This window comes from Streptomyces sp. 7N604, assembly GCF_052245475.1.
Taxonomy (GTDB): domain Bacteria; phylum Actinomycetota; class Actinomycetes; order Streptomycetales; family Streptomycetaceae; genus Streptomyces.
The window spans coordinates 153,602-179,538 of record NZ_JBQQBX010000014.1; the positions used below are offsets into that span (position 1 = coordinate 153,602).

At 71.9% G+C, this 25,937-nt stretch carries 19 protein-coding genes and 1 riboswitch; of the genes, 9 read left to right on the forward strand and 10 right to left on the reverse strand.

All coding sequences use genetic code 11. The features are described 5' to 3' along the window. Positions 1 to 4: 4 nt before the first annotated feature. From ACTWP8_RS17465 to ACTWP8_RS17475, 3 genes are all read left to right on the forward strand, one after another. On the forward strand, positions 5 to 1,411 hold the full coding sequence (locus tag ACTWP8_RS17465; protein WP_443323055.1) for a serine/threonine-protein kinase: 1,407 nt from the start codon (positions 5 to 7) through the stop codon (positions 1,409 to 1,411). After that, positions 1,408 to 1,770 (forward strand): hypothetical protein, encoded by a 363-nt coding sequence (locus ACTWP8_RS17470; RefSeq protein WP_443323056.1) that lies wholly within the window; start codon positions 1,408 to 1,410, stop codon positions 1,768 to 1,770. The genes ACTWP8_RS17465 and ACTWP8_RS17470 overlap by 4 nt, the downstream gene beginning before the upstream one ends. 179 nt (positions 1,771 to 1,949) lie before the next feature. Further along, positions 1,950 to 2,528, forward strand: a complete 579-nt coding sequence (locus tag ACTWP8_RS17475; protein WP_443323095.1) for a Uma2 family endonuclease — start codon at positions 1,950 to 1,952, stop codon at positions 2,526 to 2,528. Positions 2,529 to 2,573: 45 nt separating this feature from the next. Here ACTWP8_RS17475 and ACTWP8_RS17480 read toward each other — a convergent pair whose 3' ends face one another. From ACTWP8_RS17480 to ACTWP8_RS17490, 3 genes are all read right to left on the reverse strand, one after another. Beyond that, a complete protein-coding gene (locus tag ACTWP8_RS17480; RefSeq protein ID WP_443323057.1) occupies positions 2,574 to 3,425 on the reverse strand; it encodes an MOSC domain-containing protein in 852 nt (283 codons plus the stop codon). Between the two features lie 118 nt (positions 3,426 to 3,543). Next, on the reverse strand, positions 3,544 to 4,089 hold the full coding sequence (locus ACTWP8_RS17485) for an IPT/TIG domain-containing protein (protein ID WP_443323058.1): 546 nt from the start codon (positions 4,087 to 4,089) through the stop codon (positions 3,544 to 3,546). Between the two features lie 380 nt (positions 4,090 to 4,469). Beyond that, positions 4,470 to 5,582, reverse strand: a complete 1,113-nt coding sequence (locus tag ACTWP8_RS17490; RefSeq protein ID WP_443323060.1) for an NlpC/P60 family protein — start codon at positions 5,580 to 5,582, stop codon at positions 4,470 to 4,472. A 270-nt stretch (positions 5,583 to 5,852) separates the two neighbouring features. On the opposite strand from ACTWP8_RS17490, the gene ACTWP8_RS17495 reads away from it, so the two are divergent. Further along, on the forward strand, positions 5,853 to 6,206 hold the full coding sequence (locus ACTWP8_RS17495; RefSeq protein WP_443323061.1) for a hypothetical protein: 354 nt from the start codon (positions 5,853 to 5,855) through the stop codon (positions 6,204 to 6,206). Positions 6,207 to 6,287: 81 nt separating this feature from the next. On the opposite strand, the gene ACTWP8_RS17500 is transcribed toward ACTWP8_RS17495, so the two are convergent. Next, a complete protein-coding gene (locus ACTWP8_RS17500; RefSeq protein WP_443323062.1) occupies positions 6,288 to 7,421 on the reverse strand; it encodes an NlpC/P60 family protein in 1,134 nt (377 codons plus the stop codon). A 38-nt stretch (positions 7,422 to 7,459) separates the two neighbouring features. After that, positions 7,460 to 7,629: riboswitch (cyclic di-AMP (ydaO/yuaA leader) on the reverse strand. Positions 7,630 to 7,880: 251 nt separating this feature from the next. Here ACTWP8_RS17500 and pcrA point away from each other — a divergent pair. Next, entirely contained in the window at positions 7,881 to 10,451 is a 2,571-nt protein-coding gene (gene pcrA, locus ACTWP8_RS17505) for a DNA helicase PcrA (RefSeq protein WP_443323063.1), read from the forward strand. A gap of 84 nt (positions 10,452 to 10,535) precedes the next feature. Here the strand turns inward: pcrA and ACTWP8_RS17510 are convergent, their stop codons facing one another. Both ACTWP8_RS17510 and ACTWP8_RS17515 read right to left on the reverse strand, forming a co-directional pair. Next, positions 10,536 to 12,212, reverse strand: a complete 1,677-nt coding sequence (locus tag ACTWP8_RS17510; protein WP_443323064.1) for a peptidoglycan DD-metalloendopeptidase family protein — start codon at positions 12,210 to 12,212, stop codon at positions 10,536 to 10,538. A gap of 226 nt (positions 12,213 to 12,438) precedes the next feature. Further along, a complete protein-coding gene (locus ACTWP8_RS17515; protein ID WP_443323065.1) occupies positions 12,439 to 13,407 on the reverse strand; it encodes an esterase/lipase family protein in 969 nt (322 codons plus the stop codon). Positions 13,408 to 13,649: 242 nt separating this feature from the next. Here ACTWP8_RS17515 and ACTWP8_RS17520 point away from each other — a divergent pair, with 242 nt between their 5' ends. Next, the gene (locus ACTWP8_RS17520) at positions 13,650 to 14,060 is read left to right on the forward strand and encodes a cobalamin B12-binding domain-containing protein (protein ID WP_443323066.1); all 411 of its coding nucleotides are present in this window, start codon (positions 13,650 to 13,652) and stop codon (positions 14,058 to 14,060) included. 64 nt (positions 14,061 to 14,124) lie between these two features. Here the strand turns inward: ACTWP8_RS17520 and ACTWP8_RS17525 are convergent, their stop codons facing one another. Together ACTWP8_RS17525 and ACTWP8_RS17530 are read right to left on the reverse strand one after the other, a co-directional pair. After that, on the reverse strand, positions 14,125 to 15,948 hold the full coding sequence (locus ACTWP8_RS17525; RefSeq protein WP_443323067.1) for a DUF5691 domain-containing protein: 1,824 nt from the start codon (positions 15,946 to 15,948) through the stop codon (positions 14,125 to 14,127). A gap of 202 nt (positions 15,949 to 16,150) precedes the next feature. Further along, the gene (locus ACTWP8_RS17530; protein ID WP_443323068.1) at positions 16,151 to 17,596 is read right to left on the reverse strand and encodes an SWIM zinc finger family protein; all 1,446 of its coding nucleotides are present in this window, start codon (positions 17,594 to 17,596) and stop codon (positions 16,151 to 16,153) included. 179 nt (positions 17,597 to 17,775) lie between these two features. Between ACTWP8_RS17530 and ACTWP8_RS17535 the strand changes: the two genes are divergently transcribed. The 3 genes from ACTWP8_RS17535 (at position 17,776) to ACTWP8_RS17545 (ending at position 23,086) form a co-directional block, all read left to right on the forward strand. Then, positions 17,776 to 18,921: an ATP-binding protein gene (locus tag ACTWP8_RS17535; protein WP_443323096.1), complete on the forward strand. Its 1,146-nt coding sequence runs from the start codon at positions 17,776 to 17,778 to the stop codon at positions 18,919 to 18,921. 185 nt (positions 18,922 to 19,106) lie between these two features. Continuing rightward, a complete protein-coding gene (locus ACTWP8_RS17540; RefSeq protein WP_443323097.1) occupies positions 19,107 to 21,776 on the forward strand; it encodes a DUF5682 family protein in 2,670 nt (889 codons plus the stop codon). Positions 21,777 to 21,973: 197 nt separating this feature from the next. Further along, a complete protein-coding gene (locus tag ACTWP8_RS17545) occupies positions 21,974 to 23,086 on the forward strand; it encodes a VWA domain-containing protein (protein WP_443323069.1) in 1,113 nt (370 codons plus the stop codon). A 275-nt stretch (positions 23,087 to 23,361) separates the two neighbouring features. On the opposite strand, the gene ACTWP8_RS17550 is transcribed toward ACTWP8_RS17545, so the two are convergent. Together ACTWP8_RS17550 and ACTWP8_RS17555 are read right to left on the reverse strand one after the other, a co-directional pair. Beyond that, positions 23,362 to 24,243 carry a peptidoglycan-binding protein gene (locus ACTWP8_RS17550; RefSeq protein ID WP_443323070.1) on the reverse strand — a complete coding sequence of 294 codons (882 nt, stop codon included), beginning with the start codon at positions 24,241 to 24,243 and terminating at the stop codon, positions 23,362 to 23,364. Between the two features lie 38 nt (positions 24,244 to 24,281). Further along, positions 24,282 to 25,919 (reverse strand): DUF6519 domain-containing protein, encoded by a 1,638-nt coding sequence (locus ACTWP8_RS17555; protein WP_443323071.1) that lies wholly within the window; start codon positions 25,917 to 25,919, stop codon positions 24,282 to 24,284. Positions 25,920 to 25,937: the final 18 nt, after the last annotated feature.

Genomic DNA, 25,937 nt, shown 5'->3' on the forward strand with positions numbered 1-25,937 from the left:
GCGGATGGGGACCGGGGGAACGCCGGGGAAGCGACCAGGACCGGCACGGCGGCGCCGTACGGGTGCGTCGCGGGCTCTGATCGGTGGCCGCTATGAGCTGCTGCAGCGGCTGGGGCGGGGCGGCATGGGACTGGTGTGGGCGGCCCTGGACGTCCAGTTGAACCGCCACGTCGCGATCAAGGAGCTGCGGCTCCCCGGCACCGTGGACGCCGAGACGCAGGCGCAGTGGGCGCAGCGGGTACGCCGCGCGGCGCAGGCGATCGCCCGGACCGGCCATGAGCACATTGTCGCCGTCCACGACGTGATCGAGGCCGACGGCCAGGTGTGGATCGTGATGGAGCGGGTCACCCCGCGCTCCCTGGCGGACCTTCTCCGCGAGCGCGGGCGGATTCCATCGACGGAGGCGGCTCGTATCGGCCTGGAGGTGCTGCGCGCCCTGCGCGCGGCGCACGCCGTCGGGGTGCTGCACGGGGACGTCAAGCCGCACAACATCCTGTTCCGCAGGGACGGGCGGGCTGTGCTGACGGACTTCGGCATCGCGGCGTTCGAGGGCGCGGCGGGGGACACATCGCCGCACGTGATCGTGGGCACGCCGCAGTACATGGCGCCGGAACTGGTCGGCCCCGGACCTGGGCGGCGCACACCCGCGGCGGATCTGTGGTCGCTCGGCGTGACCCTGTACGAGATGGTGGAGGGACGGCCGCCGTTCACCGGCTCGACGCCGTTCGCCATGCTGCGGGCGGTGCTGGAGGCCGAGCCGCCACCGATGACGCCCGGCGGGCCGCTGCGCCCGCTGATCGAGGGGCTGATAGCCAAGGACCCGCAGGAGCGGATGAGCGCCGCGCGCGCGGAAGCGCTGCTGAGTCAGCTGGGCCAGGAGACGCTGCCTGGCTCGGCCGTCCCCTCGCCGCCTCCGCCGGATGCTGCCCCGATGGCCCGCTCAAGGGCAGCTCCAGCCCTGCGGGTCGGGCTTGTCCTGAGGGCGGGAGCTGTCCTTGCGCTCCTCGTCTCGGCTGGCGTCGCGCTGTCCAGCGGGGCGTACTCCATCCCGCTCGACCGAGAGTGGGTATGGCCCGCTGTCCTCGGAGCGCTGTGGGTGGTCCTGGCCGTGCGTGGATTCGTGTCGGCCAGAGACCGCATCCGCAAGGCCCAGCGGCTGCGCGCCTGGGATGCCGCCCCCAACGACCTGGGGGCCGCCCCGGCCTCCATCACGCCGTGGCGCGCGCTGCTGGACGGGTACCTGGCGGCTCTGGCGCTGCCCGCTGCTCCCTCGCGACCCGAGAAGCTTCCCGTACGGATGGAACTCGGCAAGGACATGGGCGACTTCTTCACTCAGCTCGGTCCACCACCGGGCTGGACTGACAGGGCGGCAGCGCCGCGGAGACCGGATGCCCCGAGTGATGTGCGATGACCGAGAACCCTAGCGAGAGCCCTGCGGTCGGTGCCCCCACGGAGCCGGGAATCCCCTGGGGCGACCGGCTGCCGGTCGAGCAGGCCAAGGAGTGGGAGGCGCTCCGGCCGGGCACGGTGGAGTGGATGCTGGAGGAACTCCGGCGAGAACGGGAGCACCGGCGCCGCGTGGAGTGGGTCCACACCGGGCTGCAAGCCTTGGGCTCGGTGCTGGGAGCGGGCACGGCCGTCGCGTACATCTGGGTGGCGACGTACTTCCTCGACCACGATGCCGCCACGCAGGGAGCCGCGATTCTCGGGGGCGGGGCGGCCGCCTTGGTCGGGGCCTTCCTCGGCAGGAAGTACGGGGAGCGGCGGTAACTCCAACTTCCGCGCATACCAAGGCGGATGACTTTTTGTGATTGTGTCATCACGAAGCGCACTCGCTGTGTAGCGTGCACTGCGGCTGCCCCGAGATGCTCAAGGAGGAGCGCATACGCATGAGCGTGCAGCACGCGCCGCCCGAAGTCAGGGCACCATTGAGGGGAGGAGGCGACGCCATGACCCCCAGGACTGCCGACCGGCCCCAGATGTCCGTCGAAGAGTTCGAGCAGATCGCCCGCACGGCGCCCGAGACGGTGCGGATGGAGTTCATCAGAGGAAGGTTGAGGGTTAAGCCCGTGCCGGACGGCGACCACGGAGCGATCATCATGTGGCTCCTCAAGCAGTGCATGCAACAGCGGCCCGAGTTGGCGCTGTACCCGGATCAGGGTCTGAAGGTCGAGGGGTATCGCAAGGGCCGCGCCCGTCCGGACGGCTCTCTCGTTCCTGAGGATCACTTCGTGGGGGAGGGCGAGTGGGCCGCTCCTGACGGCGTCCTGATGACCGTCGAGGTGACCTCGCACGACTGGGACACTGAGCAGCGCGATCGCAGGGACAAGCGCGACGCCTACGCCGCAGCCGACATTCCGGTCTACCTCCTCATCGACCGCGATGAATGCACCGTCACCGTCCACGCTGATCCAGAGGGCGGGAAATACCGGAGCCTGACGTCACGCCCGTACGGCGCCGTCGTCGAGATCCCCGACCCCGTGGGGGTCAGCCTGGAGACGGAGAAGCTGAAGGATTACACCCACTGAGTACGCGGTGGCCGGGGGCCTGCTGTGCGGGTCCTTGGTGATGCGTCAGAGCTCTGAATCGCCCCAGGAGCTGACGGACACCTCGTCGCCCACCGCCAGTTTGCCGGGCCGCAGGACGGAGAACTTCGTGCCGAACGCGACGCCGCCCTCCGCGGCGCGGCGGTACGTGGCGAGCGTGCGCAGCGGTTCGGGGCCCGCCTTGGCTCCGGTCTGCTGGTCGACCAGCGTGACCGCGCACCGGATCGCGAGCTTGGCATAGCCCAGTTCGGCGTTGCCGATGCTGATCCGGCGGGCGCGGTCCTCCACATGCGGCTCGTCCCACCCGTCGATCACGATGTTGGGGCGGAAGCGCGTCATCGGAAGTGGCGACCGGTCCGCTCGCCCGTCCGCCCGCCCCTCCGCTTGGGCGAGCCGCTGGTTCAGTCCGTCCAGCGTGGCTCGTGAAATGACGTGTACGGGGCTGCTGTCGGCATAGCCCGACGTGCCCGGGGTCCATCCGTCGGTCACGCGGTCGTGCTCCGGTGGCACCCGCACCAGCCTGCTCGGTGCGCCGAGCACCTCCGACAGCCACTCGGCCGCGGCGCCGCCCTGGTCGATGCCCTTGTACGGGGTGCCGAACAACTCCACGTCACGCCTGGCGGAAGTCGGATCCACGTCGACACGCAGGACATCGGCGCCCGGCGCCCGAAGCGTAAGGCGCTCGCCGCCCGCACTGACCGCAGCGCGGATGACCGCGAGCCGCGGATCCCGTCGCTGACTGCGGAACACACCGTTCTCGCCGACGACCATGAAGCTGCGGTCGTGCGCGAGTCCCGCTTCTGTCAGCAGCGACTCGGTCATTGACGTGCCGGCGCACCCTTTGACCGGGTAGGAGATCAGTTCGACTACGACACCCATCGGCTCACCCTACCGAGGCGGCAGCGAACGGTGGGCCTCGCCGATGGCAGGTGCCCCGGCGCGGGCGCGACACGGGAGGTGCCGGTCCGGCCGGGGCGCCTGCTTTGCAGGCGCGGGATCACACGTAGGTGAAGCCGCCGTTGACGGTGGCGGTACCGGCCGGGGTGGTGACGACAACGGCTGCGTTGCCGGACACACCGGCGGGCGTGATGCCGGTGAGCACGGTGCCTGCCGCGTTGACGGTGATGCCGGTGGCCGGCGCGCCGCCGACGGTGACGGTCGCGTTGGCGAGGTTGGATCCGGTGATGATGAACGCGGTCCCGCCCACGACTGGACCGATGGCCGGGTTGATGGAGAAGGTGACCGGTGGGAGCTGTGGCGTGGTGTAGGTGAAGCCGCCGTTGACGGTGGTGGTGCCGGCGGGGGTGGTGACGATGACGGCTGCGTTGCCGGACACACCGGCGGGCGTGATGCCGGTGAGCACGGTGCCTGCCGCGTTGACGGTGATGCCGGTGGCCACCGCGCCGCCGACGGTGACGGTCGCGTTGGTGAGGTTGGATCCGGTGATGGTGAATGCGGTCCCGCCCGCGACGGACCCGGTCGCCGGGATGATGGCATCGGCAACCGGCGGCAGCGGAGATTCGCTTTCCTGCATGGCGGACATGAATGACCTCCAACCTGCGGAGTTCGCCCAGCAATTGGGCTGCCCCGCCCTTCGAGATGTGTCGTCCTTTCAGGTTAGGCATGTCCGTCAGGTCAACGGGAGGCGCACATTCACCCTGGTGAGGCATTCGGTGAATGATTCGACAATATGAACAAGAGCCGTTAAGTAAAATGCTTTACCGGCGTGCGCCGCTCCGTTCCCGGGGGGCAATCGTAAATTCTAGCGGCAACTCTGCGGATTTTGCAGGGAGTTGACGTTTTTCCGGTCCGCGATAAAGTCAATTCAGGGCATCGATTCCATCGCCCTGCAACTGGGTCGCTTGTCGTGCGGACCGTGGGCAGAGCCAGGGTGGTCCTCCGCCAGTGGCCTGGGGCAGGTCGCTAGGCCGGGCGGGTCGCGCCTGCGAAGGGCATTTCGTCGATGGCGGCGACGCGGACCGGCGCGCCGGGCCGCGGGGCGTGGATCATCTGGCCGTCCCCGATGTACAGCCCGACATGGCTGACGCCGGAGTAGAAGAACACCAGGTCACCGGGCGCGAGTTGGGACCGTGAGATGCGCTGCCCGGCGTTGATCTGGGTGAAGGTCGTCCGGGGAAGCGAGACCCCGGCGGCCTTCCAGGCGGCCTGGGTGAGGCCCGAGCAGTCGTAGCCGTTCGGGCCGGTAGCGCCCCAGACGTACGGTTTGCCGAGCGCACCGAACGCGTACGAGACGGCGGTGGCGGCGCGGACGTTCGGCGCCCGGACCGGGCCGCGCGAGGCGCCGCGGCCCGCGCGCGCGGACGCCGCGGCGTCCGCGCCGTGCCCGTCCCGGCCGAGGAGCTGCGCGCGCTGCTCGGCCGTCAGGCGGTCGAGCAGCCCCTCGGCCTCACGGAGCTTCTCCTGCACCGTGTGCTTGTGTCGCTTCAACGCGGCCTGGCTGCATCGCAGTTCCGCGACCTTCTCGCCCGCCTCGGCCCGTACCTGCTCGATGTCGCGCAGCTGCCGCTGGATGCCGCTGACCGCGGCGGCCTGGCGGCTGCCCGCCCGCTCGACGGCGGCGGCGCGCTCGAGGTAGTCGTCGGGGGATGAGGAGAGCGCGAGCTGGACGGCGGGGTCGATGCCGCCCGAGCGGTACTGGGCGGTGGCGATCGAACCGAGCGCGTTCCGGGAGGCGTTCAACCGCCCGGACCTGCGCGCGGCCTTGTCGCGCAGCCGGTCCAGCTCCTTCTGCGCCCTGCTGGTCTTCTCCCTCGCGCCGTTGTACTTCTCCGTCGCGACTTCGGCTTCGTGGTGGAGCCGGTCGACCTTGGCCTTGACCTGGGCGGGCGTGAGGCTGGGCTCGGCCTGCGCGGCGCCGACGACGCCGGTTGCGCCTGCCGCGCTCGCGAGGGCGAGCGTCGCGGCCGTACGGGCTGCGGTACCGCCTCTCATGCCCGTGATGCCCGTGATGCCGGTGAACGTGCCGGTGAGCGTGCCAGTGAGCGATCGCTGCCTGGGCTTCCTGTGCGAGGCCACGGCGGCCGTCACTTCCTTCCTGCCTTTCCGGTGGCCGTGCGGGGGTCGCCACCGGGGCGCGTGGGGGCGCCTCGGTGGAGGACGCTAGACCTCCGTGTTACGGGCAGGTGTCGTGATGACCGGGATTGGAACGTTTAAGAGCGGCACTGAACAGAAGCGGCGGGTGAACTCCCGGGTGCTGCCGCCTTCTTGGTGCGGCCGTGACCGAAGCGGCGATTGAGGCGCACCTCGGTGGAGACCGGTGCTACGGGCCCGGCTACGCTCCGCCGCATGGACGTACTCATCAGTGTCTTCGTCGGCTTGCACATCATCGGCATCGCGGCCCTGCTCGGCGGCTTCCTCACGCAGATGAAGGCAATGAGCGCTGGAACGGCCCGCTTCAACCCGGCCATGCTGCACGGCGCGCTGACCATGCTGATCACGGGCGTCGCGCTGGTCGGCCTCAACCAGGCCGACGACCAGGCCGTCAACAACGTCAAGATAGGCGTGAAGCTCGCGCTTCTGGTCGTCATCCTCGGCCTGGTCTACGTGAAGCGGGACGAGGAGAAGGTCGACAAGGCGGCCTTCGGCACGGTCGGCCTCCTCACCGTCGCCAACATCTTCATCGCCGTCCTCTGGACCTGACCTGCCGATCCGGCGGGGCGGGCCGCGGGGGCGCACGAACGCTCCCGGGGCCCCTCCCGCGCGGCTGTGCCGGCGCGTGGGCTATGCCGGGCGGACGCTGCCGTAGATCGGCATGTACGTGATCGCCTCGGTGCGGACGTTCGCGCCCGGCTTCGGTGCATGGATCATCTGGCCGTCGCCTATGTAGAGCCCGACGTGGCTGATGTCGTCGTAGAAGAAGACGAGATCGCCCGGCTTCAGGTCCTCCGTGGCGACCCGCGTGCCGACCTTCACCTGGTCCCAGGTCGTGCGCGGCAGCGAGACCCCGGCGTACTTCCAGGCGGCCTGCGTGAGCCCCGAGCAGTCGTACGAGTTCGGGCCTGTCGCCCCCCACACGTACGGCTTGCCTATCTGGGCCCGCGCGAAGTCGATGGCCTTGGCGGCCTTGGTGGCGTACGAGTCGGCGCCCGAGTCCGTACCCGAGTCCGAGCCTCCGTCGGTCGAACCGGAGCCGTCGTTCTGCTCCTGCTCCTGGCGCTCCCGCTCCAGGCGCGCCTTCTCCGCCTGCTGCCGCGCCAGTTCCTCCGCCTTGCGCCGGGCCTCGGCCTCCCGCTTGCGCTCGAGCTCCGCCAGCCGCGCCTTCTCTTCGGCCGTCAGCTTCGACAGCAGCTCGCGCGCCTCCGAGAGCTTGCCCTGCACGGACTCCTTGGTGGTGCGGAGCTCCTTCTGCGACTCGGTCAGCGACGCGAGGCTCTCGGCGGCCTCGGCGCGCTTCTTCGACGCGGCCTCCTGCTCCGTCTGGAAGTCCTCGACGGCCTGCCGCTGCCGGCCGGTCATCCGGGACATCAGATGGTCCTGGTCGAAGTAGCTCTGCGGGTCGTCGGCGAGCATCATCGTCGCCGTCGAGGCCATGCCCCCATTGCGGTACTGCGCGGCCGCGTAGCTGCCCAGCATGCGCCGCGCCTCGTTGAGTTTGTCCGTCCGCTTCGCGACGTCGTCGAGCAGCCGGTCGACCTTGGTGCGCTGCTTCTCGCTGCGCTCCTTGGCCTGGTTGTACTGCTGCGTTGCGGTGCCGGCCTGCCGGTAGAGCTCGTCGACCTTCTTCTGGACTTCCTCGATGCTCTGCTTCGGCTCGTCCGGCGCGGCCTGCGCGCTCTGGGAGAGCAGGCTGACCGAGGCGAGGGCCGCGGTCGTCAGTCCGACGGCCGCGCGGCCGGAACCGGGGGACGTGAACATTCGAGTCCGCCGTTTGCGGTGCGACGCCAAGGCGCGCGACTCCTTCCGTGGACCGCCTACCGGGTTAGCTGTCGGGTTCGGGCGATCGGAAGGCTGCCCTACGGCCACCGCGCGCCGCCACGCTCTGACACGCGTGCGTGCGGGGGCCGATTCACCCCGGTCGTACGTTGGGTCCCCGGCTCCGGATGCCTTCGGGCGTCCTCGGGACGTCCTTCGGGCAGCGCCGGACTCGGCGGAGGCTGCCCGTGCCGACGCGGTCGCCGGCAGGGGGATCGGGCCGCCTGAGCGAGCACGGTAGCCAACGTGTGGGGCGGTTGTGAAGGCTGATGTTCGATATGCCCGAAACCTTTTCGTGACCTTTCTGCGGCGCGATCGTTTAGGGCGAAATGTGCCCCTCCCGCAGCGGAGGGGCGGGAACCGGCGTGGGCTGTCAGCCCCGCGGCCTAGACTCGGTGAACGATGAGCAGCCTCTTTGACGACAGCTTCCTGGCGGACCTCGAGCACCCGGCAGAGCCCCCGGCCGGACTCCCGGGGCCGGGTCACCCTGGCCACATGGGTCCCTCCGGCCACGCCGGCCACTCGGGGCACCCCGGCGAGGAACACCCGCCCCCGCCGCCCGAGGACAGGGGCCCGGAGGAGATCCCGGCCGACCTCTTCGGGGGCCGCTTCGACGCTGGCGCCGACCAGGATGCGCGGGAGCGCTACTACCGCAACGGCGCCCCGCGGCCCGCCGTTGACCCCGCCGCGCTGCTCGAGGGGCTGAACGAGCAGCAGCGCGCCGCCGTCGTCCACACCGGCTCTCCGCTGCTCATCGTCGCCGGCGCCGGATCCGGCAAGACCCGCGTGCTGACGCACCGCATCGCGTATCTGCTGGGCGCGCGCCGCGTGCACCCCGGCCAGATCCTCGCGATCACCTTCACCAACAAGGCCGCGGGCGAGATGAAGGAGCGCGTCGAGCAGCTCGTCGGGCCGCGGGCGAACGCGATGTGGGTGTCCACCTTCCACAGCGCCTGCGTCCGCATCCTGCGCCGGGAGAGCAAGAAGCTCGGCTTCACCTCCAGCTTCTCCATCTACGACGCCGCCGACTCCAAGCGCCTGATGTCCCTGGTCTGCCGCGACCTCGACCTCGACCCGAAGCGCTACCCGCCGAAGTCCTTCAGCGCGAAGATCTCCAACCTCAAGAACGAGCTCATCGACGACGAGGACTTCGCGGCGCAGGCGAGCGACGGTTTCGAGAAGACCCTCGCCGAGGCGTACGCGCTGTACCAGTCGCGGTTGCGCGAGGCCAACGCGCTGGACTTCGACGACATCATCATGACCACCGTCCACCTGCTCCAGGCGTTCCCGGACGTCGCGGAGCACTACCGGCGCCGCTTCCGCCACGTGCTGGTGGACGAGTACCAGGACACCAACCACGCGCAGTACACGCTGGTGCGTGAGCTGGTGGGGACCGGTGAGACCGCGCCCGATCTCAACGTGGCCGAGTTGTGCGTCGTCGGCGACGCCGACCAGTCGATCTACGCCTTCCGCGGCGCGACCATCCGCAACATCCTCCAGTTCGAGGAGGACTACCCCGACGCCACCACGATCCTGCTGGAGCAGAACTATCGCTCCACGCAGACGATCCTCAGCGCCGCGAACGCCGTCATCGAGCGGAACGCCAACCGCCGCCCCAAGAACCTGTGGACGGAGGCGGGGGCGGGCTCCGCGATCACCGGCTATGTCGCGGACACCGAGCACGACGAGGCGCAGTTCGTCGCCGACGAGATCGACCGGCTGACGGACGAGGACGAGGCCAGGGCGGGCGACGTCGCCGTCTTCTACCGTACGAACGCCCAGTCCCGTGTCTTCGAGGAGATCTTCATCCGGGTCGGGCTGCCGTACAAGGTCGTCGGCGGCGTGCGCTTCTACGAGCGCAAGGAGGTCCGCGACGTCCTCGCCTACCTGCGGGTGCTCGCCAACCCCGAGGACACCGTGCCGCTGCGCCGGATCCTCAACGTCCCCAAGCGCGGCATCGGCGAGCGCGCCGAAGCCATGATCGAGGCGCTCGCGCTGCGCGAGAAGATCACCTTCGCGGAGGCGCTGCGCCGCGTCGACGAGGCGTACGGCATGGCGGCGCGGTCGGCGAACGCGGTCAAGCGGTTCAACACGCTGCTGGAGGAGCTGCGGACGATCGCCGAATCGGGCGCGGGACCGGCGACCGTGCTGGAGGCAGTGCTGGAGCGCACGGGCTATCTGGCGGAGCTCCAGGCCTCCACCGACCCGCAGGACGAGACGCGGATCGAGAACCTCCAGGAACTCGCCGCCGTGGCGCTGGAGTTCGAGCAGGAGCGCACGGAGGAGAACCCGGGCACGCTCCCCGAATTCCTGGAGCAGGTCGCCCTGGTCGCCGACTCCGACCAGATCCCGGACGAGGACGAGGGCGAGGGAGGCACCGGCGTCATCACGCTGATGACCCTGCACACCGCCAAGGGCCTGGAGTTCCCGGTCGTCTTCCTGACCGGCATGGAGGACGGGGTCTTCCCGCACATGCGCGCACTCGGCGACACGAAGGAGCTGGAGGAGGAGCGCCGGCTGGCTTATGTCGGGATCACGCGCGCGCGGGAGCGGCTGTATCTGACGCGGTCGACGATGCGCAGCGCATGGGGCCAGCCGTCGTTCAACCCGCCGTCCCGGTTCCTGGAGGAGATCCCGGACACGTTCGTGGAGTGGCGGCGTACGGGTGCGTCGACGCCGTCGGCTTCGGCGACGGCCGGGCTGGGTTCCCTGCTGTCGACTTCGCCGTCCGCGTCGTCCTCTGCGTCCTCGCGCTCCAGGGCGGGCGGGCCGAGCGGTTTCGCGACGCGCAGGGCGACGGACCGGCCGGTGATCGCGCTGGCGGTCGGCGACCGCGTGACGCACGACCAGTTCGGACTGGGAACGGTGATGTCGGTGACGGGCAGCGGACACGACGCGAAGGCGACGATCGACTTCGGCGACGAAAAGCCGAAGGTCTTGCTGCTGCGCTACGCGCCGGTGGAGAAGCTCTAGCTCGCCGCTTTGTGGGCATTCGTTCCGCGGGGCGATGGGGGCACCCCCATCGCCCCGCGGAACGAATGCCCACACCCTGGTGTGTCAGGTCGGCTCGAGCCCGTGGTTGCGCAGCCACGGAAGCGGGTCGACGGCCGAGCCACCACCCGGCCGCACCTCGAAGTGCAGGTGCGGTCCTGTGGAGTTGCCGGAGTTTCCGGAATACGCGATGACGTCCCCCGCCTTGACCGAGCCGGACCGGATCTTGGTGCTGCTGAGGTGGCAGTACCAGGTCTCGGTGCCATCAGGGGCCGTGACTATGGCCATGTTTCCGTAGGAGACGTCCCACTGCGTACGGACCGTGCCGTCCGTGGCGGACATGACCGGCGTGCCGTAGCTGACCGGGAAGTCGATACCCGTGTGCACGGACATCCAGTTGATGCCCGCCTGGCCGTAATACGCGCTGAGCCCGTTCTTCTCGACCGGGAGCGCGTACTTCGGCCGGAGCGCCTCTCTGCGGCGCGCCTCCGCCTCCTTGCGCTTCTTCTCCTCCAGCTGGCGCTGCTTGAGGTCGATGCGCTCCTGGGTGCGGCTGGCGCGGTCGGCGAAGTCGTCGGCGTCGGCGGTGAGCGACGCGAGCTGGGTGTCGAGCTTGTTGTTGGCCGCCGCGGACTGCTCGGCGGGGGGGCCGTGGGCGGCCTGTGCGCCCTTCGCGCCGCCTTGGTCGCTGTCGATGCCGCTGACGGAGGCGGCGGCGATTCCGGCGACGCCCATGACGGCGACGGACGGGACGGCGACGGTGAGCATGGCGGAGCGGCGGGCGGGCATGCGCCGACGGGCCCGGCTGCTCGGGCCCGGGCGGCGCTGTACAGGAACGGTGGCGACTCCGCCTCCGTTCCAGTTGGCTCCATCCGCGTCGGCTCCGCCCGCGTACTCGCCCTCGTGGCCTTCGTCCGGGGCGACTTCGGCGTGCGCGGCCGCTTCGCTGAAGCCGGCCTCGGGGTAGTCGGCTCCCGGAGCCTCAGCCGGAGCCGGGGCTTCGTCGCCCGGCTCCTCCAACGCCTCGAAGACGGCGGTGTGTTCAGGCTCGGCCTCCGGCGCCGGGTCGTACGACGCCTCGGCGTACGAGTCCTCGGCGTAGGCTCCCGCGTCCCACTGCGTCGAGTCGTACTGCCCGGTGTCCTGCTGCGTGAAGTCCTGCTGTGCGAAGTCCGCCTGCGTGAAGTCCTGCTGTGCGAAGTCGTGCTGGCCGGACTCGTATGAGCCGGTGGTCCACGCCGTCGCGTCCCACTGGCCGCTGTGGCCGACATGGCCGAGGTGGCCGTCCTGCGCGCTCGTGTCCATGGACTCGACGGGCGCCGGCCCGGCCTGATGCGGAATGCCCCCGGCCCACGCCGCGCTGGCGTCGTAGCCGCCGGTCTCGTACGAGGTGGCCTGATAGGCGTCGCCGCCGTACGGGCCGTAGGAGCTGTAGGCGTCGTAACCGCCGGTCTGCTGGGCGCCCGTGCCCCATTGCGCGGCGTCGTACTGGCCCGAGGCGTACTGGCCCGAGTCGTAACTGCCCGAGCCCGAGCCGTACGTGCCCGGCAGCGCACCGAAGAGCGGGTCGTCGTCGCCGTACGCGCCGCTCAGGCTGTCGAAGGTACCGGTGGAATAACCGTCGTACCCGGCGGCATAGCCGCTGTGGGCTCCCTGCTGCTCATACGTCGTATAGAGCCCGTACGAGGCGTCGGGAGTGTGGACGGTCGGGGTCGAGCTCCCCGACGGGTGACGGTCGTTCACCACCAACTTCTCTTTCGCCTCGGCAACAGGAGCTGGGGGTCTGGGGACTCCCCCAGGGCGGTGCAGTGCGGCGACTGTACCCGGCGGTATGCGGCGCCGACAATCTTCAGCAGGTTTCGGGCTGCCGGGGAGCGGGCATTTGGCCGCCTTTCGGCGGACTGCGCACCGGAGTTTGGCCGGGCGTTCGAATTCAGTTCGACAACCCTTCACGCCCGGGCGTGGTGGTTCAGGCGACCGAGGCCGTCTCCGCGTCGCCGCCGCCGTCCGAGGCCGCGGCGTCCAGCGCCTGGCGGATCCCCGCCGCGACCGCGCCGTGCACCGGCAGTGCGAGGTGTCCGATCCCGCTGACCTGGACGTTGTGCGTGATCAGGTCCGGGTGATGGATCTGGGCGGTCTCCAGCGGGGCCATCAGCTGGTCCAGGTCGCTCCAGAAACTGACGAATTGGGTGGTGCAGCCGGGGGCGGGCTGTGTCAGTTCCTCGATCACATCGGAGTCGGGGAGCATCTGGCGCAGGATGGGGTGCGCCGACAGCAGCGCTACGGCCCGGGTACCGGAGTGCGGCGTACCGAGCGTGACCAGGGTGCGGATGCGGACGTCGCCGCCGAGTCGCTGTACGTAGTAGCGGGCTATGAGGCCGCCCAGGCTGTGTCCCACCACATCCACCTTGGCGTGGCCCGTGCGCTCGCAGACCTCCTCGATGTGCTTGCCGAGCAGGGCGGCCGCGGCCCGTATGTCGAAGCTCAGCGGCGAGTAGTTGAGAGCTTCAACCTGATCCCAGCCGTGCTGGCGGAGGGAGCGGCGCAGGAGCACGAAGACGGAGCGGTTGTCGATGAAGCCGTGCAGGAGGAGGACGGGCAGGCGGTCGGCCTGTGCCGCGTCGGTCGTGGGCAGGCGGGGCGCGTCGGGGGCGTCCTCCGATGCCTCATCCGAGGTGTCGTCGCCCGGAGTGCTGTCCGGGGCGCCGTCCGGCAGGTCGGACGGCGTCGCCGAGTCCGAGGACTGGGCGGGCACCGGTGGTCGGCCCTGCGCGTCCTGGGCGCTCGACGTGCCCGAGGGACCCGAGGGGCGCTCCTGGATTACGCCGGTGGGGTAGAGCACGGCGTGACCGGCGAGAATCGCCAGGTCCAGGGCCGTGGCCTTGATGAGCGCGGCGGAGGGGCGGAGAAGACTCGGAAGATTAGGCAAGGCCCCCATGACCGACCTCCCGACCGGCACGTGAGGGGGACGGCTCCGTCCCCCGTGTGCCCTCACGGAGAGCCCGTGTGAGAAAGGCCGGTGCGGCTCGGCTCCGGCCCTGCTGCGGCTCTCCTGCAAAAGGTGTCCCACAGTGTGATTTCCCCCTCGGCCACCTCCGCGAAACTGCCCGGTGAGGGATGCTGGAGATAACGTTCGTTCACGTATGCGTGCGGTGACGGCAGAGGTACATGGAGGCAGGGATGGGTGTGTCGGGTCCGATCCGCGTGGTGGTGGCCAAGCCTGGGCTCGACGGCCACGACCGCGGCGCCAAGGTCATCGCGCGGGCGCTGCGGGACGCGGGCATGGAGGTCATCTACACCGGTCTGCACCAGACCCCTGAGCAGATCGTCGGCACGGCGATCCAGGAGGACGCGGACGCGATCGGCCTGTCCATCCTGTCCGGTGCGCACAACACGCTCTTCGCGAAGGTGCTGGAGCTGCTGCAGGAGCGCGACGCGCAGGACATCAAGGTCTTCGGGGGCGGCATCATCCCCGAAGCGGATATCGCTCCGCTCAAGAGGCTGGGCGTCGCGGAGATCTTCACCCCCGGCACTCCGACCAGCGACGTCGTGGCCTGGGTCCAGGCCAACGTGCGCCAGCTCGCGGCGTAGCGCACCCTGGGCTGAGAGGCCGGGGGCCTCTCAGCTCTCACCGTGCCGGTTGACCGCTGACCGGCTACGGTCCGTGGCCGGCGTCAGGGTGGTCGACCGCGGGGTCGAGGTCTGCAGGCTCGAGGTCCGTGGGCTCGAGGTCCGTGGGGGCTGCGAGTTCGCGGTGCATCGTGGCGCGCAGGCGAAGGGTGCCGACGAGGCGCTGGAAAGCCTCGGACCAGTAGCCGCCCGCGCCCGGAGAGGCGCTTTCCGTTTCATCCGGTATCGCGGTGAGCAACTCCAGCCGGTCGGCCTGTGCCGGGTCGAGGCACCGCTCGGCCAAGCCCATCACGCCGCTGAAACTCCAGGGGTAGCTGCCCGCGTCCCGCGCGATGTCGAGGGCGTCCACGACCGCCCGGCCGAGCGGCTCGGCCCACGGAACTGTGCACACGCCGAGGAGCTGGAACGCCTCCGAAAGCCCGTGTGCCGCGATGAACTCCGCGGCCCATGCCGCCCGTTCGCCCGGCAGGAGAGTGGACAGCAGTTTCGCCCGCTCACCCAGCGAGGCCGTGGCGGCGGTCGCGCCGGACGGGCCGACCGCGCCGGACGCCGCGCCGGGCGGGCCGAGGAGCGCCCGTGACCATGCGCTGTCCTGCTGCCGTACCGCGGCGCGGCACCAGGCGGCATGCAGGTCCGCCTGCCAGTCGTCGGCGACCGGCAGCGCCACGATCTCCGCGGGGCTGCGGCCGCCGAGCCGGTCCTTCCAGCAGCTCAGCGGCGCCGACTCCACGATCTGGCCCAGCCACCAGGCGCGCTCACCGCACCCGGACGGCGGCTTCGGCGCGACCCCATCGCGCTGCATCGCCGCGTCGCATGCGTGCGGTGCCTCGACGGCGATCATCGAGGCGACACTCGTACGGTCGAGGGCCACGCAGGCGCTGGCCCGCTCGGCCATGCGGGCCGCGAGGGCGGAGTCCGGGAGGGCGGACAGCAGCTCGGCGGCGGTCGCCCGGACGTTGCGGCTGCGGTCCGACAGGGCCTGCTCGAGGAAGGGCTCGTCGGCGGGGGAGAGCCCGGTGCGCAACGAGTCGACGAACATCAGCCGGTCCTCGGCCCGTTCCCTGACCCAGGTCGATCCGAGCAGCGCGAGCGCGGCGGCGGGGTCGCGGCGCCGCAGCGCGGTGAGGAGCGCGACGCGCTCGGCGAACAAGCCTTCCTGCCAGGCACGTTGGACGGCGTCGGACTCGGCGTTCCCGGGCTGGCCGGTTGCGGGTTGGCCGGTCCTGGGCTGGACGCTTGTGGGCTGGGCGGCGCTGGGCTGGACGCTTCTGGGCTGGGCGCTTCCGGGCTGCCAGGTTTCGGGCAGGCCGGATCCGCCGGCCGCCCCGCGCAGTGCGAACTTCCAGTCCGGGTTGAGCCGCGCCAGCCACAGTGCGCGGGGGCCGCCGAGGGCGAGCGCGTCCTGGCGCAGGTCGGTACGGGAACGGGCCGCGTCGAGGAGCGCGGGCAGGAGTGCGGCTGGGGCGCGATAGCCGTGGTGGTTGGCGGCGGTCAGCCACTGGGGGAGGAGCTCGGTGAGGTCGGGTGCGGTGCCGCGGCGGCCACCGCTGTTGCTGGGCGCCGCGGTGCGGTTGGCGAGCAGCGCCGCCAGGCGCCGCTGCGCGGCGGGCGGCAGCGGCGGCCGCCCGTCCTCCGGCGCCACCGCGGGCCGCTCCCGCGCCGGCGCCGGGCGCAGCCCTGCCCGGCGCCGCACGGTGCTGACCGCGGCGGCGTCCAGCAGCGCGGCCGCGGGCTCCCGCTCGTGCCCGGCGCTTCCGGATACGGGCGGCCTACGCCGCTCGGTCCCCAGCAGCGCGGCGCTGACAAGTGCCTCCCAGGAGGCGGCGGGCTGTTGTGTGGTTGTCGTCATGTGTCCCCTGTGTGGTCGTCGTCATATGTCCCCCTGTGCAGTTCCCGCTGGTCCGAAGTCCGGTGCTCTGAAGCCCGCCTCGTTGAGCGTGCCCACGCGCGCGGGTCCGGCGCTGGAGGGGCGGGCGGTTGTGAGGCGGCACGCGGGGTCGCGTGAGTTATCGTTGTGGGGCTGGATGGCTGTGTCCGTGGGTGGCGGGTGGTCATAGCGGGACTGGTTCCGTTGTGGTCGGGGGCCAGGCCGTCAGAGGGGTGAAGCCGCGGTGGCCGCATTCGCCGAAGACCGTGACCGGGGTGCCACCGGAGGCGGCGGCGAGCTGCCAGAGGCCCGTACGGCCCAGGCAGCGCGGGTGCACTGGGAGGGCGTCGTCGGCCGCGTCGGCGACCTGCCATCCGTCGGGGGCTGGTATCGGTACGACGTCCGACAGCACCACTGGCCAGGCGTCCAGCCAGGGGTCGTCGCGCACCGCGTCCCCGTAGGCCGCGAGGGCCTCGCCGACCGTGCAGCCCGGCGGCGGGCCGTCCGCCGCCGGGGCGGCCGGTGGTGCGAACTGCGTGCCCAGGGCGGCGCGGAGTGGCCGGACGCCCGGGTAGAAGGCGAGGTCCGCGTCCAGCGAAAGACCAGTGGGCAGGGCGAGTTCCGGCGCGCGCCCGGCCGCGCCGAACGAGAGCAGCATCGCCACCCGCCCCGTGCCCGCACCGCGTAGCCAGATCCGGCGGGTGGTCAGCGCGCCGTCCTCGCTGTCCCTCAGGCCCAGCACCAGCCAGCGGTCCCGGATGGCCGCGCCCTCCGTGGCGAGCAGCTCCGCCTTGTCCGTCGTGAGGCCGACCCGGGAACGGATGGTTGCCGCGAGCGGCGCGGGCAACCGGGAGATTCCGAGGAACCCCACGTCCAGCAGGTGCAGCAGGGCGCACTCCTCCAGCAGCCGCCCCGGCCACCCGTCGCCCGAGGCCGCGGTCGCCCCCAACTCCCGTACCCGCGCGGCCAGTCCGGGCGCCTGGGCGTCCACCATGCGGGCGGCCGTCTCGTCCCAGGCCGCGTACCCCGCGCGGTCGGCGCCCGCGAGCCCGCCGCGCAGCAGGTCGGCGAGGCGCTGCTCCAGTTCGGACGCGCCTGCGGCCATCCGCTCCGCGCGGCGCTCAGCCCGCCGCTTCGCGGCTTCGGAGTCGGAGCCCCGGCCGCCGCTGCCCGCACCGGCGGCGGGCGCGGACGCCGTCCTCCGCTCGGCGCGCTGCCGGCGGCCCGCGAGCCACGACTCGGCCCACTCAGGGGGTTTCTCCCCGTCCGGCACCGCCGCGGGGCCGTCGGCCCAGAGGAGGAGCAGCCCCAGAGCGTGCTTGCACGGGAACTTCCGGCTCGGGCAGCTGCACTTGTATCCCGGGACCGGCGCGGATGCCGACGCCGGGAGCGGGCCCGGGGCCTGCCCCGCGGCCGTTCCCGAATCCCCCGTCCCGTCGTGGACCGCCACGACCGTCTGATACGGCTTGCTGCCGCTGCCCTTGCACAGCCCCCACACCGCCCCCTCGTCCGCCCCCGTCGCGGACCACGGTCCCGTCACCCCGAGCCTGCTTCCCGCGCTGCGTGACGCGGCGTCAGGAGCCAGTGCCAGCACCTGCTCCGCCGTCCAGCGCACCCCCAACTCAGTCATGCGAACAAAGCTACGGTCCCGCACTGACAGTGGTGCCTGACCTGCTGTTTTGTCGGGGCGCGAGGGCGGTGGAGGGCCGATTGTCAGTGGTGGGGTGCACGGTTGATGCACGTCATGCGACAAGCGCAGCCGTGCGAAGAGGGGGAGCCGTGACCGCCACCACCGCCGCGACGACCACGATCACGACAGCCACAACGAACGCAACCGCGACCACGACCACACCCACGTCCACCGCCACCGCGACCGGCCAGGCGCTCCGGCCGCACGCCGAGGACACCTTCGCCGACGAGCTCGAGGCGCTCGCCGGGGCCGACGACCGCCCGCGCCCTGCCCGCTGGCGGTTGTCGCCGTGGGCCGTGGCGACGTATCTGCTCGGCGGCACGCTTCCGGACGGCACAGTGATCACACCCAAGTACGTGGGCCCGCGCCGCATCGTCGAGGTCGCCGTGACCACGCTCGCCACCGATCGCGCGCTGCTCCTGCTCGGCGTCCCCGGCACGGCCAAGACCTGGGTGTCGGAGCACCTGGCAGCGGCCGTGAGCGGCGACTCGACCCTGCTGGTGCAGGGCACCGCGGGGACGCCGGAGGAAGCCCTCCGCTACGGCTGGAACTACGCCCAGTTGCTCGCCCGAGGCCCGAGCCGCGACGCGCTCGTGCCCAGCCCGGTCATGCGGGCGATGGCGGAGGGGATGACCGCCCGCGTCGAGGAGCTGACCCGCATCCCGGCGGACGTGCAGGACACGCTCATCACCGTGCTGTCGGAGAAGACCCTGCCCATCCCGGAGTTGGGCCAGGAGGTGCAGGCCGTCCGCGGGTTCAATGTCATCGCGACCGCCAACGACCGCGACCGCGGCGTCAACGAGCTCTCCAGCGCGCTCCGCCGCCGCTTCAACACGGTCGTGCTGCCGCTGCCCGCCACGCCCGACGCGGAGGTCGACATCGTCTCCCGCCGCGTCGACCAGATCGGCCGTTCGCTCGATCTGCCCGCCGGCCCGGACGGCATCGACGAGATCCGCCGCGTTGTCACGGTTTTCCGCGAACTCCGGGAGGGCGTGACGGCGGACGGCCGTACGAAGCTCAAGTCCCCGTCCGGCACCCTCTCGACGGCGGAGGCGATCTCCGTCGTCACGAGCGGGCTGGCGCTCGCGGCGCACTTCGGCGACGGGATCCTGCGCGCGGGTGACGTGGCGGCCGGCATCCTCGGCGCGGTCGTCCGCGACCCGGCCGCGGACCGCGTCATCTGGCAGGAGTACCTCGAAGCGGTGGTTCGCGAGCGCGAGGGCTGGAAGGACTTCTACCGCGCCTGCCGTGAGGTGACGGCGTGAGCCCGGGTTCGGGCACGACGGGTACGTGCGAGGGCGCAGGGATGGCCACGAGCGCGGGTACGGCCACCGGCGCGGAGACGGCCACCGGCGCGAGCGCGGCCACTCGTGCCGGTATGGCCGCCCGCGCGGATAGGGCTACTGGCGCGGGTACGGCCACCCGCGTGAGTGCGGCCCCTTGTGCCGGTATGGCCGTCCGCGCGGATAGGGCTACTGGCGCGGAGACGGCTGCTGGCGCGGGTACGGCCGCACGCGCGGGTGCGGGTGCCCATGCGGGCGCGCGTGTTGGCGGGTGGCCGCTGCTGCTCGGTGTGCGGCACCACGGGCCCGGGTCAGCCCGTGCCGTACGGGAGGCGCTCGACCGGCACCGGCCCCAGGCCGTACTCATCGAAGGGCCGCCCGAGGCGGACGCCCTCGTCGCGCTCGCCGCGGACGAGAACATGCGGCCGCCCGTCGCGCTCCTCGCGCACGTGGCCGACGACCCCGCACGCGCGGCGTTCTGGCCGCTGGCCGAGTTCTCGCCCGAGTGGGTGGCGATCCGCTGGGCTCTGGCCCACGGCGCGGAGGTCCGGTTCATCGATCTCCCCGCGGCGCACACGCTCGCGTTGGGCGGCAGCGGCGAGGACGGGGCACTCGCCCCCGGCTCGCCCGAGCAGCCCGACCGGGAGCCCGCCGCCGAAGGCGACGGCACAACTGAGGAGCGCCTGCGCATCGACCCGCTCGCCGTCCTCGCCGAGGCCGCCGGGTACGACGACCCGGAGCGCTGGTGGGAGGACGTGGTCGAGCACCGGACACCCGGAGACCCAACCGACCGGGCGCGCACGGCCCGTCCGCCCGCGGACGCCGCCCCGTCGCCCCGGGCAGCCGCCGACCCCGACGGCCCGCGGACGCACACCACCCATGAGCCGTCGGGCGTCGAGACCGCGCGAGCGGGACAGGCACCGCCTGGGCGCACCGCCGGTGCAGAGCGACACGGTCCGGGCTCCCGGGGTCCGAGTGCCCTTGGCGCCTTCGAGGCGCTGGCGGAGGCGATGGGCGCGCTGCGCGAGATGTACCGGGGCGGCGGGTACGAGCGCGATGCCGTGCGCGAGGCGCACATGCGGCTGCGGATCCGCGACGCGCGGCGCGTGTTCGGGGACCGCTTCGCCGTGGTGTGCGGCGCCTGGCACGTGCCGGCGCTGACCCGGCGGACCACCGCGACGGCCGACCGGCAGCTGGTCAGGGGACTGCCGAAGGCCAAGGTCGAGCTCACCTGGGTCCCTTGGACCCACCGGCGGCTCTCGCGGCACAGCGGCTACGGTGCAGGGATCGCCTCGCCGGGCTGGTACGGGCATCTGTTCAACGCCCCCGACCGCCCGATCGAGCGCTGGATGACGAAGGTCGCGGGGCTCCTCAGGGACGAGGACCACCCCGTCTCCTCCGCCCACGTCATCGAGGCCGTACGGCTCGCCGACACCCTCGCCGCGATGCGCGGCCGCCCGCTCGCGGGGCTCGCCGAGACGACCGATGCGGTGCGCGCCGTGATGTGCGGGGGCTCGGATGTGCCGCTCGCGCTCATCAGGGACCGGCTGGTCGTCGGCGACGTACTGGGCCAGGTGCCGGACTCGGCGCCCGCGGTGCCGCTGCAGCGCGATCTGACGCGGGCTCAGCGGACGCTGCGGCTCAAGCCGGAGGCGGCGGAGCGCGAGCTGGAGCTCGACCTGCGGAAGGACACCGATGCCGGCCGCAGCCGCCTGCTGCACCGGCTGCGGATACTCGGCATCGCGTGGGGCGAGCCGGTGGCCTCGCGCGGGGGGCTCGGGACGTTCCGGGAGTCGTGGCGGCTGCGCTGGGAGCCGGAGTTGTCGGTGCGGGTCGCGGAGGCCGGGGTATGGGGGACGACCGTGTCCGCCGCGGCGACGGCCAAGGCCGAGTCCGAGGCGGCCTCCGCCGCCTCCCTGGCCGAGGTCACCGCGCTCGCCGAGCGCTGCCTGCTGGCCGGGCTCCCGGACGCGCTGCCGGTCGTGATGCGGGTGCTCGCCGACCTGGCCGCACTCGACGCGGACGTCGGCCATCTCGCGCAGGCCCTGCCCGCGCTGGTCCGCTCGGTGCGGTACGGCGACGTGCGCGGCACGGGCTCCGCCGCCCTGACCGAGGTGGCCACGGGCCTGGCCGAGCGCATATTCGTCGGCCTGCCCCCGGCCTGTGGGGGCCTCGACGCGGACGGCGCCGTGGAGATGCGACGGCATGTGGACTCCGTCCACACGGCCGTGAGCCTCCTGTCCGAGACGGCGGCCGAGAGCGACACGGGCCGGCGCTCCGAGCCCGCCCTCCGTGAGCGGTGGGTCGCTGTGCTGGGCGCGCTCGCCCGGCGGGATGGTGTGGGCGGGATGATACGGGGGCGGGCCGGACGGCTGTTGCTGGATGACGGGCGGCTCGCGGAGGGCGAGGCGGCGCGCCTCATGGGGCTCGCGCTGTCCCCGGGCACGGCCCCCGCGGAGGCGGCCGCCTGGATCGAGGGGTTCGTCGGCGGCGGAGCCGGGGGCGGCATGCTGCTCGTTCACGACGAGCGGCTGCTCGGGCTGATCGACGCGTGGCTCACCGGTGTCCCGGCGGAGGCCTTCACCGACGTCCTGCCGCTGCTGCGCCGCACGTTCGCCGCGTACGAGCCGGGCGTACGGCGCACGCTCGGCGAACTCGTCCGGCGCGGACCGGAGGGGCACGGCGGTGCGGTTGGTGGCGCGGCCGGCGGTGCGGCGGTCGGGACCGTACGCGGCTTCGGCCCCGGGCTCGACCCGGACCGTGCCGACGCCGTGCTACCGACGCTGCGCTTGCTGCTCGGGCTCGACGACAACGACCTTGCGGAGGTAGGCAGATGAGTAACCGTACGTCAGCGGCCTCCGGAGCTGCCCCCATCCCTGGTACGCCGGGTGCGGGCCGGTGGTGCCCACCCTCCCCCAGCGCTTCGCCTGGGTGGGGGTCCCCCCGGCGAAGCCAGGGGGAGTACCCCCAGCCCCGCGGAACGAATGCCCACCACCTTGCTGACGGCGCTGAGCGGCTTCGGCGGTGGCGGCTCGTGCTCGGGGGTGGGGAAGGTGGCGACGGGACCGGGTGTGCGCTCGAGGGGCGGGATGCGGCCATGGACCGGACCCTGGCCGCGCTCTACGGGAGCGGCGGCCAGGGCTCCCATCGCCCGGACCGCAGCAGCCGGTCCGCCGGGCTCGGGGGCTCGGCGCCGCAAGTGGCCCGCTGGCTGGGGGACATCCGTACGTACTTCCCGACCTCCGTCGTGCAGGTCATGCAGCGGGACGCCATCGACCGGCTCGGGCTCTCGTCCCTCCTCCTGGAGCCGGAGATGCTCGAGGCCGTCGAGGCGGACGTCCATCTCGTCGGCACGCTGCTGTCCCTCGACAAGGCCATGCCCGAGACGACCAAGGAGACCGCCCGCGCCGTCGTCCGCACGGTGGTCGAGGACCTGGAGAAGCGGCTGGCGGCCAGGACCCGGGCCACCCTCACCGGCGCGCTCGACCGGTCCGCCCGCGTCAGCCGGCCCCGCCACCGGGACATCGACTGGAACCGCACCATACGGGCCAACCTCAAGAACTACCTGCCCGATCACCGCACCGTCGTGCCCGAGCGGCTCATCGGCTACGGCCGCGCGGCCCAGGGCGTGAAGAAAGACGTCGTCCTGTGCATCGACCAGTCCGGTTCGATGGCCGCATCCGTGGTCTACGCGTCCGTCTTCGGCGCGGTCCTGGCCTCGATGCGGTCCATCGCGACGCGCCTTGTCGCCTTCGACACCGCCGTCGTCGACCTCACCGACCAGCTGGACGACCCGGTGGACGTCCTCTTCGGAACCCAGCTCGGCGGCGGCACCGACATCAACCGGGCCCTCGCCTACTGCCAGTCGCAGATCACCAGGCCCGCGGACACTGTCGTCGTGCTCATCAGCGACCTCTACGAGGGCGGCATACGCGACGAGATGTTGAAGCGGGTCGCGGCGATGAAGGCGTCCGGCGTGCAGTTCGTGGCGCTGCTGGCGCTGTCCGACGAGGGCGCGCCCGCGTACGACAGGGAGCACGCGGCGGCGCTGGCCGCCCTCGGCGCACCGGCGTTCGCCTGCACGCCCGACCTCTTCCCCGAGGTGATGGCGGCGGCCATCGAGAAGCGGGCACTTCCGGCGGTGTAGCCGGCGGGTCGCGCAGCGCCGATCCATCCGACGGGCGGTGGCGGAACGAGTGTCAGGTGTCGTGTGCCAGACCTGAGATGAGTGGCTCGATAACCGCCCTGATGTTGCTCTCCTCTTGTGGCGAGTCTCCGAGACTTAGGTGGTGAAGGAGAAGCACTCCTACGTCGACGGAGTGGCGATGCAGGCCGCGCTGGCGCCTGCCGAGGCTGGCTCATGACACGCGGCGTCGGCCGCAGGACACCGGCGCCATGCGCCGGTGTCCTGGTCGTCCCTGTCTAGACGTTCGGCACCCGCAGCTTGTCCCAGCTCGTCTTGCCCGGGATACCGTCCGCGTCCTTCCCCGAGAAGCCCAGCTTGCGCTGCCACGCCGCGTAGGACTTCTTGTCCGCATCCGTCCACTCCGGGCTCGGGCCGACCTCGTAGCGTCCGCAGCCCTCGGCGACGAGGCGCTTCCCCATCGCCGTGATGATGTTGCTGGTGCGGCCGGGGCGGAAGAAGTCGGCGCCCGGGAACGGCTCGTATTTCGCCGGCGGTTTGGGCGCCGGTTCGGATGGGCCGTCCGGTTGGCCGCCCAGGCGTTTCGCGATCCGCTCGCGCATGGAGCGCATCGTGAACCCCCGCGGGTCCTGTTTGCCCGGCTGCCACTCGAGGTGCCCGATCACGGACTTCTCGGTCCAGCCGTGGGCCCGGCAGATCGCGGCCGACGCCTTCTCGATCGCCAGCTTCTGCACCTCCGGCCACGGGTCTTTCCCGTCCCCGAGGTTGATGCACTCGAAGCCGTAGAAGTGCCGGTTGCCGTCCGTGTCGGCCTCGTTGTCGGGTGGCAGGCCGGTCTCGTTGATGACTGCGCGCAGCACGTCGCCGTCGCCCAGTCCTGCGTGGTTGGCGCGGCCGTTGCCGACCAGCCACACTTCGCCCTCCTTGTCGATGACGCCGAGGCACAGGGGCCCCGGCAGGGCCGAGTGGCCCTCGTAGCAGAGCTCTACGGAGTTGCTGGTGCCCTTGGTGACGGTGTGGTGGATCATCACGCCGTTCACCGGGCCCCACGGGCCCTTGTGATTGCGGTTATGAGTGCGCCAGTTGCGGTACTCGTGGACCACAAGTCCCTCGTCGCGCAGGATTTTCACGAGTCGAGAGGCGCTTAGGGGCGTGGCCATGGTGGTGTGCTCCTTCCGGTACGGATCATCGGCTCTCCCTACAGCTGTTCTTCGGCCTCCCCCTCTGTCCACGCGCCCGCACCAGCGCTCGCCCCAGCGCCCGCATCAGGGCCACCGACCGCACCAGCGCCCGCGCGCGCCTCCGCCGCCTCGCGCGCCTCCGTCTCCGCCAGTGCCGCCGCCTCAGCCGCAAGTGCCTCCTCGCTCGCCGCAGGGACGGGCGCCGCCAGCGGACCGAAGGACTGCCGAAGGTCCGACTCCGACTGCTCGCTGAGCACCCAAGCCAGCGGCGCGTAGTGCACCTGAACGCCGAGCGGGGCCCGAAGCAGCGGCTTACGGGCCTCGTTCACCGGCCATTCGACGCTGCCCGTGGTCGTGCGCGCAGGGATCAGCCAGTAGTCCCCTGCCTTATACGTACCCTCTGCGGCGAAGTACACCTCCACGCCGTCCTCCAGAGGCAACCAGCGGCCCTCCTCGACCTTGACCGCGCCGTGCTTCAGCCGCGCCGGAGCCCCGCCCTTGCCGCGCCGCGAACCCTCCCGGTGGTCCCAGCGCCGCAGAAAGGGATGCAGTTCCGGCCGGCGCCCGACGCCCGGCTCCGGCTCGGCGGACAGCCGCACCCGCCGCCCCGGCAGGTCGAGTTCCTCGACCCGCAGCAGCGGCAGCGGCTCGAGCCGGCTGCTGTAGGCGGTGTCCACGAACTCGACCCAGTCGCCGACGTTCAGATCGAGCTTGTCGTCGCTGCCCAGCGATGCCAGCTCCACCCACGTACCGTCCAGGCCGTCCACCGGGAAGACCACGGAGCCGTTCTCCCGCGACCACTTGAACGTCGCGTCCTTCGCCGTCCCGCCGTCGTGCACCTCCACCCGGTACAGCTGGTTCTCCGGGCCCCGGTAGCGGGCGTCCGGCTTCACCAGGCACGGGTCCTCGTCCGCGTGCTCGGGCCGCTCGCTGCGCGCCGCCAGCCGCGACCCCGGCAGCGCGGCCTCCGCCGCCCACCGGCCGAACGCCGCCCGGACCGCGTCCTTGTCGCCGCTCCCGTCCTCCAGGTCCAGCTTCGAGCCCTCCAGCGCCAGCACCTGCCAGACGACCTTCGTACGGGCCGCGGTGTCCGGCAGCGCGGAGCCGAGCGCCACCTCGCGCAGCGCCGGGTCCTCGGCCGCGGTCACCGAGCGCTCCCACACCTTCAGATAGACCAGGAACGGGAGGCCCGTGGGCAGCCGGTCGCCGGGCCGCTCCGGGTCCCGGAACCCGTCGGGCTGGTCCCAGTACGTCCACGTCCTGGGCGGCTCGGGTGCCGCCCCCGCCCCGCCCTGCCCGCCGTCCTCGTCCCTGTCGTGACCGTCGTGACCGTCGTGGCCGTCGTCGTCGACCGCCGTGCCGGGCTGCGGCCGCGTCGCGTCGACCAGGATGCCGTCGACGTAGTAGCGGCCGCCGCCGATGGTCAGGTCGTCCAACTCCCGGTTGCCGCCGAGGAAGTTGATTTTGAAGCCGGTGGCCCCGGCCGGGCCGCCGTGCTGCCCGATCAGGTCGGCGGCGGTCGTACGGGCCTGGTAGAGCTGGATGGCCGTGTTCTCGTTGGCGTCGGCGTCGAGCTGTACGCGGCCCTGCTGGGCGACCACCGCCGAGTAGTGCCGGTCCGGCCGGAAGGTGATGCGGGAGATGTCAGCGTGCATGGGAAGGGGTCCCCCTCG